Here is an 11,769-nt window from a genome sequence, read left to right as displayed (position 1 = left end):
TTGGTTCGGCGCGTTCGCGCCCGTTGGTCCGGGGAGGAAAGGGTGCCGCCCTATGCCTTCATTGCGGCATATTGGCAATGGGGGGTGCGCCGCTCGCGATCATCTGTTCGAACGTCAGCACGATAAACTCCGCCGGATGGGTGATCGCCAGCGTCGCCGAAACGACCAGCCGGCCATCGAGAAGATCCTGTCCCGTCATCGTCGTCCCCACGCCGCACTGCACCTGAAAGGCGTCGCTCGCCTTGTCGCCCATCAACCCGCCCTGCTGCCACAGCCCGGTCAGGAAGCTGGAAATCGCGGCACTGACCGTCGCCCAGGTGGTCGCGTCGTTGGCCGCGAAGACAAAGGACTGCAGCGCCGCCTTGATCGACTGCCCGATATAGATCAGTTCGCGCCGCACCTGGATATACCGATAGTCATTGCTGTTGCCGTCGAGCGTCCGGGCGCCCCATACCACCACCCCGCGCCCCGTCTGCGCGCGCAGGACGTTGATCGCCAGGCCATTGACGGGGGTGTTGAACCCGCCCTGCTCGTCGTCGGTGAAGACCCACAGCGGCGACGTCACCGCGGCGAGCGCGACGTTCGCCGGGGCGTTCCACACGCCGCGTTGCTGGTCGTTCTGCGCCCACACCCCGGCAACGATGCCGCTCGGCGGCTGGATATTCAGCGCATCGGTCATCGCCTGCGCGATTCGGGCGTACAGCGGCAGCGCGGCCCGCAACAGATCGTCGAGCGTGAGCTGCCATTGCGCCGGCGTCTGCGGCGGGGCGAGTATGGGATAGGCGCTGCCGTCGGCCGAATATGTCGCGCTGTTGCCCGTCATCCCGGCCGAGGGCGGAAACGCCGTCGCGATCGCCGCCTGCACCGTCGCCAGTTGGGGGTCCCGATACAGCTCCACCGCATTGGCCGTCAGCAGGCCGTTGATCGCATCATTGCCGCCGTCCGCCGCGCGCAACTGCGTATAGCTTGTGTCGGCCGGCGCGACGATCGACCCATTGACCGCGGGCGCATAGGCCGCGCCATAGCGGACGCTGGCCAGCGCCGGGGCGATCGCGGTCCAGAAGTCATCCTGCGCGGCGGTCAGCAAGGCGAAGCTATCGGCGGCAAGGCAGCCCGGCAGGTCGAGAATCGCCACGCGGTCCTGCAGGCTGTCCGCCTGCGTCAGCATCGCACAGGCGACGGTGCCATAACCGGCAAGATCGAGCTGGCACGCCTCGGGCACCGCCAGCATCGCCGGACCGACCGCATGGCCGGCCGCGTTGATCCCGCCGATCAGGTCGGCGGCGCGGATGGCGCCGGGCGGCGACGTGCCGATATTTTCCGCGTTGGTCGGATAATCGTCGGCGCCATAGCTGCCGACCGACACGATAAAACAATCGCCGCCGCCATTGGCGAAGAACAGGCGCATCTGCCAATAAAGGTTGAAGGCGTCGGGGCCCGCCCCGCCCGCGACCGGCGCCAGGGTGAAGCCGTCCGCGGCGGCGGCGTCCGCCGCAACCACGAAGCGTTGCACCGCCGGGCCGCCGAAATAACTGACAAATTCGGCCATCGACGCGATCGCGACCGGCGTGTTGTACAGCGACGCCCCGGTGACCGGGTTGCCGGCAAATTGCGTATAGCCGACGAAAACGGGCACGCCGGTCGCGACGCCGACGACCGACGACCCGAAGGCGTCGATTTCCGTGATATAGACTCCGGGCGTTCTATACTGGGTCGCCATCCGGTATCTCCTTTGGCGCACAATGGCAGAGCCGGCGCAGGGCGGCCAGCGGATTGGCGTGACGCGGCGCCGGGGCCTCGCCAAACGCCCCGCCATCCGTCTATACGCGCCGCATGACCCCCCGCATCCTCCTCGCCACCGCCGACGTCCCCGGCGGCGACCCGCTGCGCCTGTTCCAGCGCGGCGACGACTATTTCATCACGCTCGGCCACAGCGAATTGATGACCAGCCGGATGAGCGGGTCCGAGGAAGCACTCGCGGAAATGAGCTGCGACCGGCTGCGCGACGACGCCGCCCCGCACCTGCTGATCGGCGGCTACGGCATGGGCTTCACCCTGCGCGCGGCGCTCGCGCGGCTCGGCGCCGACGCCCGCATCACCGTCGCCGAGCTGGTGCCCGAGATCATCGACTGGGCGCGCGGGCCGATGGCCGCGCTCACCGCGAGCTGCCTCGACGACCCGCGCGTCGACCTGGTGCTGGACGATGTCGGCGCGGTGATCGGCGGTGCGACGCGGCGCTACGACGCCATCCTGCTCGACGTCGACAACGGCCCCGATGGGCTGACGCGCACCGGCAACGACCGCATCTATTCGGTGGCAGGCCTCGCACGCGCCCGGGCCGCGCTGCGTCCCGGCGGCATCCTCGCGATCTGGTCGGCGGCGCCCGACGTCCGCTTCACCCGCCAGCTCAAGGACGCGGGCTTCGCGGTCGAGGAGGCGGCGGTGCGCGCCCGCGCGAACGGCAAGGGCGGCCGCCATGTCATCTGGTTCGCGCGCACGCCTTAGGTCGGCGCCCCGCCCCCCAACGCCTGATAGAGCGCGACATAGGCGGTGAGCCGGTCGGTGCGCAGCTGGATCAGCGCGATGTCGACCGCGAACAGCGCGCGCTGCGCGTCGATCTGTTCGAGATAGGGCGAATAGCCGGCGCGGTAGCGGTTGGTCGCGTGGCGCAATGTTTCGGCGACCGCCGCGCGCTGCGCGAGCAGCGCCTGTTGCTGGACCCCGATGCGGTCGATCACCGCCAACTGGTCCTCGACCTCGCGAAAGGCGGTGAGCACGGTGCGGCGATAGGCGAAGGCGGCCTGGTCGCGCTGCGCGGTCGCGGCGTCGAACTGGCCCTGCAGCCGCCCGCCCGAAAAGATCGGCGCCAGGATGCTGCCGCCGATCGACCAGACCGAGATCGGATCGTCGAGCAGCGACGAGATCGCCGCCCCCGCCGACGCCGACAGGCGGATTTGCGGCAGGAACTGCGCGCGCGCGCCGCGCAAATTGGCGTCGGTCGCGGCGAGGGCATATTCGGCCTGCGCGATGTCGGGGCGGCGGCGGACAAGGTCGGAGGGCAATACGGCGGGCACCCCGGGGGTGACGAGCGCGTCGAAATCGGCGCCGCGATCGATCGCGCGCGGCGCGTCGCCGACCAGAACCGACAGCGCATTTTCCTGCCGCGCGATCGCCGCCTCGATCGCCGGAATCTGCTGCTCGGTGCCGCGATATTCGGCCTCGGCCTGGCTGAGTTCGAGCCGCGAGGTATAGCCCGCCTCGGCCCGGTCGCGCGCGATGCGCAGCGCCTCGCCGCGCGACGCCAGCGTCTGCACCAGCAAGGCGCGCCGCTCGTCGAGCGCGAGAAGGACGATATAGCTGCTCGCGGTCGCGGCGCTGACCGACAGCGTCGCCGCCTCGCGCGCCGCCGCGACGGCGGCGGCATTGGCGCGCGCCGCGTCGACCGTCGCGGCGTTGCGCCCGAACAGGTCGATCTCATACGCCGCCTGGAACGCCGGCTGCGCCGAGAAGCTTTCGCTCGGCTGGCCGAAGGCGTTGACGCTGCGCGCCTCGGCGCCGGGGACATTGGCCGACAGTGTCGGCAGCAGCAGCGATCGGGCGACGCGCTCCTGCGCCCGCGCCTCGGCGACCCGCGCCGCCGCGATCGCCAGGTCGGTGTTGTTGGCGCGCGCCTGGTCGACCAGCGCCGACAATCGCGCGTCGCCAAAGCCCGCCCACCAGGCGCGCTCGACCGGACCGGCGGCGGGCATCGCGGTGCGCCAGTCGGCGGGCGGCGCAACGAGGCTAGCATCGGGGCGCGGCGTGATCGCCGGGGCGCAGCCGGCCAGCAGCAGCACCGCGATCGGAAGAACGCGCCGCATCACTCGGCCCCGGTACGGACGGTCGCGATCACCGACATGCCGGGTCCGAGCCGTTCGGCAAGCTTCTGGCCGGGTTCGATGCGGATGCGCACCGCGATGCGCTGCGGCACCTTGACGAAATTGCCCGATCCGGTGTCGGGCTTGACGATGCTGAACTCGCTGCCCGCCGCCGGGGCGATGTTTTCGACCACCCCTTTCAGCTCGGCGCCGCCGAGCGCGTCGATGCGCAGCGTCGCCGACTGGCCGACGCGGATCTTCGCGGTCTGCGCTTCCTTGAAATTGGCGACGACCCAATGTTTCTGCGGCACCAGATACATCATCTGGGTCCCCGGATTGACGAGCTGGCCGACGCGCACCGTCACTTCGCTCAGCTTGCCGGCGCGCGGCGCCCGCACCACCGTCCGCATCAGGTCGATGTCGGCAAGCCCGCGCGTCGCCTTGGCATTCTCGACCCCGGCCTGCAGCCCGCCGCGCCCGACGGTGACCGAGCGCACCTGCTCGAGCGCGATCTGGCGCTGCGCCTCGGCTGCGCGGACCCCGGCTTCCGCCTGACGCAGCGCGGCGAGCGTCTGGTCGCGTTCGCGCAGCGACACCGATCCCGCATCGACCAGTTCATTGACGCGGCGCATGTCGGCCTGCGCGCGCTGCAACTGGGCGCGGGCGTTGGCGACCGCGGCGTCCTGCGCCTTGACCTGTGCCTCGGCCGAGCGCTGACTTTGCGCGCTGTTGTCGAGGCTGGCGGTCTGCGCCGCGATGCTGGCGGCCCCTTGCGCGACGCGCTGGCGATAGATGCTGTCGTCGATCCGCACCAGCACCTGCCCGGACTGCACGGTCTGGAAATCCTGCACCAGCACCTCGGTCACATAGCCGCCGACCTGCGGCGCGATGATCGTCGTCTGGCCGCGCACATAGGCGTTGTCGGTGGTCTGGCTCGACGCGCGGAAGGGCGGCAGACCCCAGGCATAGAGCGCCGCGAGCACCCCGGCGACGATGACGAGGCCGAACAGCACCATCTGCCGCCGCGAACGATCGGGCCGCCAGCCGCTGGCTTCGCCGCTTTCGGCGGGCGCGGCATCGGCGGGCGGCGCGGCCGGTTCGGGTGCGGGCGTCGGCGCGGGCGCGGGCGCGGGCTTTGCCGTTTCGGCGGGAACCGGCGGCGGGCCGGCGGGCGCGGGATCGGATGTGGTCTTGTCGGTCATTGAGTCCTTGCCAACATTTTCTGGAGGGCTTCGAGTTCCTTCGCCAGCGGGTTGACCCCGCGCCGGCGATCATAGAGCCAGCGCGCGAACATGACCACGAAGGCCAGCGCCGACAGGCTGCCGATGACGAAGAAAATATCGTTGAAGGCGAGGATCGCGGCTTCGCGCGCCACCTCCTGCACCACCTGGGCCCCCGCGACCCCGCTGCGCAGCGCCGGGTCGGTCATCGTGCCGCCGAGGCCGTTCGCGAGCGCGTTGATCGCCTGCGCCACCCCGGGGTCGCTCGTCGACAGGCTGCTGCCCAGCGTCATCAGATGCTGCTTGGTGCGCAGCGTGTGGAACGCCGACAGCGCGCCGACCCCGGCGAGGCCGCCCAAGGTCTGCGACAGGTTGAAGACCGCGAGGAAGCTGATGACGTACGACGGCCCCTTGGCGAGCGCGCGCACAAAGCCCTCCATCAGCATCGGTCCCATGAAATAGACCGCGGCAAAGGCCAGCGCGGCCTGCGTCAGATACAGGTTGCCGGGCCGCGTCATCAGGCCCGAATGGGTGTCGGCGAACGCGGCGACCGCGATCACCGCGAGCGAGACGAGGATCGGCCGCCGCAGGTCGAGCGGGTTGAGCCGCGCCACCGCGAGCACGCCGCCCGCGAGCGTCGCGGCCGCGAGGATCGCATAATAAGTGACAAGCTGGTCGTTCCCCATGCCGACCGCAGAGAGCAGGCCCGAGGCGCCGAAATTCTGTTCGGACAGCAGCACGCGGACCGCGGCGCCGGTCAGCGCGAATTTCAGCAGGTCGCTGCTCCCCATCCAGCGCGTGTGGAGCATCGGATTGGCGCGGTTATGCTCGATCAGGAAGGCAATGCCGATCAGCAGGATCGCCGCCGCCAGCGTGCCGCCGAGCCAAGGCGTGGTCCACCACACGATGCGGCCCTGGACAAAAAAGGCGCAGAGCAGCCCCACCCCGACCGCGAGCAGCGGAAAGGTCACGAGGTCGAGCTTGCCGAAAGAGCGGACGGTATCGCCCTGCGGCAATTGCAGGACATTGACCAACCCGACCGCGACCAGCGACATCGCGAATTGCAGCACGAACAGATTATAGACATTGCCGTCGGCGAGCAGCAGCGGCGAAATCGCGCGCGCCAGCGGCAGGCCGACCTGCGAAATGCCGATCGCCAGCAGCAGCCCGCCGATCCGCGCCTTCGCCGGCATCCCCTGCATCAGATAGAAGGCCGCGAGCGTCGACAGCCCGCTCGCCGCGATCCCCGATATGCCGCGCGACACCAGTTCGAGCCGGTATCCCGCATCGAACAATTGCAGGAAATTGGCGAGCAACAGCGCCCACATCGTCGCGCGCACGAAGCGCTGGATGCCGAATTCCTGCCGCACCTTGAACAGCAATATGCTCATGCAGGCGTTGGTCATGCTGTAGACGGCGGTGACCCACCCCGACTCGACGGGGGTGAGGTCGAGATGGCCCTGCAACGCGGTCAGGTTGGCGAGCAGCAGCCCGTTCTGGAATCCGCCGACGATCGCGAGATAAAAACCGATAAACAGGTAGAAAAGCTTGCGCCGCCCCGGATGGTCGGGGTTTGCCGGCGACCCCGGCATGATCGGGCGTTCGTGCGGCTTGTAGACATAACCGCCGGATACGGCCCCCTCAGCCATGGCGAGTAAAGGGCGCGGTTCCCGCGCGCATGGTCCGGCCGTTTCCGATCATCGGCCTCCTATAGCAGCGCAGGCCGGATGCGACACACCTTATCGTCGCGCCGGGCGCTGCGCCGCGCCTCCTAACCCGCCGCCACCCCCGCCGGCTGCATCGGTGCGAGTTCGGAGAGCATGGTACCGACGCGGTTCCGGCCTCGCGCCTTCGCGCGGTAAAGCGCGGCATCGGCGCGACGCGAGAGGGTGAGCAGACCGTCGCCGGCCGCCAACTGCGCGACGCCGAACGACGCGGTGACGGCACGCGTGATGCCAAGATGGGCGAATGATGTCGCGGCAAAGGCGGTGCGGACCGCTTCGGCAAGGCCCCGCGCCTCGGCGAGCGTCGCGCCGGTGACGAACACCGCGAACTCCTCGCCCCCCAGGCGGCTCACGATCGCGCCGGGCGGCACATGGTCGCGCAACAATCGGGCAAAGGCGGCGATCACGTCATCGCCCGCAGCATGGCCGAAACTGTCGTTGATCGCCTTGAAATGGTCGAGGTCGGCGGCGATCAGCACCGCGGGCTCGCCAAGCCGAAGTGCGCGGGCCAGCGCGTCTTCGGCCCGCGCATCGAACCCGCGGCGGTTGAGCAGGCCCGACAGCACGTCGGTTTCCGACCGCGCGACCATCTCCGCCGCGGTATCGCGCATGATGACGAGCAGCAACACGAGCGCGATCGCGACGAGCAGCACGACGCTCGCGCTCTGCGAGATGGCGGCATAGGCCGTGTCCATATAGCCCTGCGGCGAGCGCGCGGTGCCGACGATCGCGGCGATCAGCGGCTTGGCGAGATAGAGCACCGCAACGACCAGTTGCAGCGCGAGGAACAGCATGTCGAGCGGCTGGCGGCGCTGCGATCGCCAGACGAGCACGGCGAACAGCAGCTGCATCGCGATATAGGGCGCCTGATAGAGGATCGACCGCAGCGGCGAGCCATAGACGAGGCCGAACACCACCGGCACCGCGAGGATCGTCAGGCTCCAGATCGCCGCCATCGCGATCCACGGCGGCGCGACACCATAGTGCCGCGCCACGCCGATCATGCAGAAGCTTTGCGAGAGCAGGAAAACCAGGAAGATGCTCACGCCGACCGGGGTCGGGTCGACCTGTGTCGTCTGCAGATATTCGAGCGCGAGATAGGCGATTCCCATCGCATAGCCGAGCGCGATCCACCGCACGCCGCGCGCTTCGCGATTCATCGCCGCGACCACCGCAAAGGCGATCGCGAAGATGCCGATGAGCGACATGTTGGTGGAAAGAATGAAGGCGGCTGTCATGGACCCGAACTGCGATGATGTCGCCGACGATAGGATAGCAGCGACGAATCTTTCGTTAATGGCGCCCCCTGCGACGCGATGATGCGGCGGGCCAGATTGTTACGGTATCATCCGCAACGATATTGCAGCGCGGGGGGTGCCAAAGCGCGTCCTCGCTCGCTATACCCCTTCGCATGACCAGCCTCACCACCAGCGAAAGCGCGACGATCGAACGCGCCGCCGATGCGCCGATGCTCGGACAGGTCGAGCGCTGGGCGGCGGTGAACAGCGGCACCGGCAATCTTGCCGGGCTCAAGACCGTCGCCGCCATGCTCGCCGATGCTTTTGCAGCGCTGCCCGGCGACATCCGCCTCGTCGCGCCCGATCCGGTCGAAAGCGTCGATGCGGCGGGGAATATCCGGACGACGCAGCGCGGCGACCACCTGCACCTGCGGGTGCGGCGCGCGGCGCCGGTGCAGTTGCTGCTCACCGGCCATATGGACACGGTGTTCGCCGCCGATCATCCGTTCCAGACATTGCAATGGCGCGAACCCGGCGTGCTCAACGGCCCCGGCACCGCCGATATGAAGGCGGGCATCTCGGTGATCCTCGCCGCGCTGACCGCGCTCGAAGCCTCGCCGCTCGCGGCGCGCGTTGGCTACGACGTGATGATCAACAGCGACGAGGAAACGGGCAGCCACGCTTCCGCCGCGCTGATCGCCGAACTGGCGAAGGGCAAGACCGCCGCCCTCACCTATGAACCCGCGCTGCCCGACGGCACGCTGGCGGGCGCGCGGCCGGGCAGCGGCAACTTCAGCATCACCGTGCACGGCCTGTCGGCGCATGCCGGGCGCAATCCCGACGACGGGCGCAACGCGCTCATCGCGGCGGCCGATCTGGCCCTGCGCCTGAACGCGCTCAAATCTCTGGAATTGAAAGTCAATCCGGCGAAAATCGACGGCGGCGGACCGAACAATGTCGTCCCCGACCAGGCAATCCTGCGCGTCAATATGCGCCCCTCGACCCCCGAGGCGATGGTCGCCGCCGAGGTCGCGCTGCGCGATGCGATCGCCGCGGTATCGCGCGACCACGACGTCCACTGCCACCTCCACGGCGGCTTCAACCGCCCGCCCAAGCCGCTCGACGCCGCAGCGACGCGCCTGTTCGAACTGGTGCGCGACTGCGGCGCGGCGCTCGGGCTGCCGCCGATCAGCTGGAATGCGACAGGCGGGGTATGCGACGGCAACAATATCGCGGCGTGCGGCGTGCCCGTCGTCGATACCATGGGACCGCGCGGCGGCGCGATCCACTCTTCGGACGAATTTCTGATCGTCGACAGCCTGGCCGAACGGGCGCAATTGTCGGCGCTGACCATGATGAAAATAGCGGAACGGGGGACGGTGTGAATTATGTGATCCGGGCGGCCAAGCCGGGCGATTTGCAGAGCATTTACGAGATGGCGAAACTGACCGGCGGCGGCTTCACCAACCTGCCCCCCGACCGGCAGGCGCTGCGCACCAAGCTCGAACGCGCCGAGGCGAGTTTCGCATGCGAGAAAGAATATCCGTCGGACGAGCTGTATCTGCTCGTGCTAGAGGACCTCGACAGCGGCGAGGTGCGCGGGACGTGCCAGATTTTCGGGCAGGTCGGCCAGCGCTGGCCCTTCTACTCCTATCGCATCGGAACCGACAGCAAGCACAGCGAGCAACTCGGCCGCACCTTTCATGCACAGGTGCTGATGCTCAGCAACGACCTCAACGGCGCGTCCGAAGTCGGCGGACTGTTCCTCCACCCCGCGGCGCGCGCCGGCGGGCTCGGGCTGCTGCTCGCACGCTCGCGCTATCTGTTCATCGCGCGGCACCGCGCGCGCTTTGGCGACCGCATCCTCGCCGAGTTGCGCGGGGTGATCGACGAGGCGGGCGGATCGCCCTTCTGGGACGGGGTCGCGGGCAAATTCTTCGGGATGAGTTTTCAGGAAGCCGACCAGTTCAACGCGGTCCATGGCAACCAGTTCATCGCTGACCTGATGCCCAAGCATCCGGTCTATATCGCGATGCTGAACGACCATGCGCGCAGCGTCATCGGGGTGCCGCACCCCAGCGGCCGCGCGGCGATGCGGATGCTGGAAAATGAGAATTTCGCCTATGAAAATTACGTCGACATCTTCGACGGCGGCCCGACGATGACCGCGCGCACCGACCAGGTCGCGAGCATCAAGGACGCGCGGCATGGCACGGTGACGGCGGTTGCCGAAGGCGGCGCCGATGCGCTGGTCGCGACCGGGCGGCTCGCCGATTTCCGCTGCTGTTTCGGCAAGGTCGGCGATGGCGACACGCTCGACGGCGCGGCGGCGAAGCTGTTGGGTGTGAGCGAGGGCGACGACATCAGCTGGATCGGGCGTTGATGCTTACCGAAATCAATTTCGACGGGATCATCGGCCCGACGCATAATTATGCGGGGCTGAGCCGCGGCAATATCGCGTCGGCGTCGAACGCCGGCGACGTGTCGCAGCCGCGCGCCGCGGCGCTGCAGGGCATCGACAAGATGCGCCACAATCTGGCGCTCGGCTTGCCGCAGGGCTTCTTCACCCCGCTCGACCGGCCCGATGCGCCATGGCTGGAGGTGCTGGGAACGACGCTCGAGGGTGCCGAGCCGCACCTGCGCGCGCAGGCCTGGTCGGCGTCGTCGATGTGGGCGGCGAACGCCGCGACGGTCTCCCCCGCGCCCGACAGCGACGACGGAAAATGCCATCTGACCGTCGCCAACCTCGTCACCATGCCGCACCGCAGCCACGAGTGGCAGGGCACGCTGAAGCAGCTCCGCCTCGCCTTCGCGAACCCGGCGTTCGCGGTGCACGGCCCCGTCCCCGCCCCCTTCGGCGACGAGGGCGCGGCGAACCATATGCGGCTGTGCGACGGCCACGGCTCCCCCGGGGTCGAGATCTTCGTCTATGGCGTCGGTGGCGGGCGCTATCCGGCGCGCCAGCACCTCGACGCGTCGAAGGCGATCGCGCGGCATCACCGGCTCGATCCGACGCGCACGCTGTTCATCCGCCAGTCGGACAGCGCGATCCAGGGCGGCGCCTTTCACAACGATGTCGTCGCGGTGGCCAACGAGCGCGTGCTGTTCACCCACGAGACCGCGTTCCACGACCGCGAAGCGGCGCATGCCGAAATTCGCGCCGCCTTCCCCGCGGTCGAGATCGTCGAGGTGCCCGCCGAGGCGGTGAGCCTGCCCGACGCGATCAAATCCTATCTGTTCAACGCCCAGCTCGTTTCGCTGCCCGGCGGCGGCGGCATGGGGCTCGTCCTGCCGACCGAGGCGCAGGACACGGCATCGGTGTGGAACTGGCTCGAAGCGCATGTCGCGGGCAACGGACCCATCCGCAAGCTGCTGCCGGTCAACGTTCGCCAGTCGATGGCCAATGGCGGTGGCCCCGCCTGCCTGCGGCTGCGCGTCGTCGCCGATCCGGCGACGGTCGATCCGCGCTTCATAGCCGATGCGGACAGGCTCGACCGGATTTCCGAGATCGTGGCCCGGCATTGGCCGGAGGCGATTGCAGCGGCCGATCTCGCTTCGGCGGGCCTGATCGCCGACGTACGCCGCGCGCGCGCGGCGTTGCTGGAGGCGCTGGAACTGAGCGAGCTGGCCTGAGCTGGCCGGACGGCCGGACAACCCGTCCGGCAGCTGACCCTCGCGGCGCCGTGACGGCATGGGACTCCCGCTTATGCCAGTCCCTTTGAGCGTCTGC

General features: G+C 69.0%; 9 protein-coding genes. 4 read left to right on the top strand and 5 right to left on the bottom strand.

All coding sequences use genetic code 11. The features are described from left to right. Window positions 1–58 precede the first annotated feature (58 nt). Window positions 59–1,720: a phage tail sheath family protein gene (locus tag AC3WS4_RS09555; RefSeq protein ID WP_492739121.1), complete on the bottom strand. Its 1,662-nt coding sequence runs from the start codon at window positions 1,718–1,720 to the stop codon at window positions 59–61. 113 nt (window positions 1,721–1,833) lie between these two features. On the opposite strand from AC3WS4_RS09555, the gene AC3WS4_RS09550 reads away from it, so the two are divergent. Further along, window positions 1,834–2,505, top strand: coding sequence for a spermine/spermidine synthase domain-containing protein (locus AC3WS4_RS09550; RefSeq protein WP_492739122.1), 672 nt, complete (start codon window positions 1,834–1,836; stop codon window positions 2,503–2,505). Here the strand turns inward: AC3WS4_RS09550 and AC3WS4_RS09545 are convergent. The 4 genes from AC3WS4_RS09545 to AC3WS4_RS09530 form a co-directional block, all read right to left on the bottom strand. Further along, window positions 2,502–3,860: an efflux transporter outer membrane subunit gene (locus AC3WS4_RS09545; protein WP_056346786.1), complete on the bottom strand. Its 1,359-nt coding sequence runs from the start codon at window positions 3,858–3,860 to the stop codon at window positions 2,502–2,504. The genes AC3WS4_RS09550 and AC3WS4_RS09545 overlap by 4 nt on opposite strands. After that, window positions 3,860–5,059, bottom strand: a complete 1,200-nt coding sequence (locus AC3WS4_RS09540) for an HlyD family secretion protein (RefSeq protein WP_492739123.1) — start codon at window positions 5,057–5,059, stop codon at window positions 3,860–3,862. Before AC3WS4_RS09540 ends, AC3WS4_RS09545 begins: the two co-directional genes overlap by 1 nt. Beyond that, window positions 5,056–6,726 (bottom strand): MFS transporter, encoded by a 1,671-nt coding sequence (locus AC3WS4_RS09535; protein WP_187140297.1) that lies wholly within the window; start codon window positions 6,724–6,726, stop codon window positions 5,056–5,058. The genes AC3WS4_RS09540 and AC3WS4_RS09535 overlap by 4 nt, the downstream gene beginning before the upstream one ends. A gap of 122 nt (window positions 6,727–6,848) precedes the next feature. After that, window positions 6,849–8,039: a GGDEF domain-containing protein gene (locus tag AC3WS4_RS09530; protein ID WP_492739124.1), complete on the bottom strand. Its 1,191-nt coding sequence runs from the start codon at window positions 8,037–8,039 to the stop codon at window positions 6,849–6,851. Between the two features lie 173 nt (window positions 8,040–8,212). On the opposite strand from AC3WS4_RS09530, the gene AC3WS4_RS09525 reads away from it, so the two are divergent. From AC3WS4_RS09525 to AC3WS4_RS09515, 3 genes are read left to right on the top strand one after another with little or no spacing between them, the layout of a single operon-like run. Continuing rightward, entirely contained in the window at window positions 8,213–9,424 is a 1,212-nt protein-coding gene (locus AC3WS4_RS09525) for a hydrolase (RefSeq protein WP_492739125.1), read from the top strand. Continuing rightward, entirely contained in the window at window positions 9,421–10,422 is a 1,002-nt protein-coding gene (locus AC3WS4_RS09520; RefSeq protein WP_492739126.1) for an arginine N-succinyltransferase, read from the top strand. The genes AC3WS4_RS09525 and AC3WS4_RS09520 overlap by 4 nt, the downstream gene beginning before the upstream one ends. Further along, a complete protein-coding gene (locus AC3WS4_RS09515) occupies window positions 10,422–11,672 on the top strand; it encodes an N-succinylarginine dihydrolase (protein WP_492739185.1) in 1,251 nt (416 codons plus the stop codon). The genes AC3WS4_RS09520 and AC3WS4_RS09515 overlap by 1 nt, the downstream gene beginning before the upstream one ends. Window positions 11,673–11,769 lie beyond the last annotated feature (97 nt).

The sequence above is a fragment of the Sphingopyxis sp. EU05-FHT14B03 genome (genome assembly GCF_058790875.1).
Note: the sequence above shows the minus strand (reverse complement) of the source record. Positions and strands in the feature narration are given on the sequence as shown.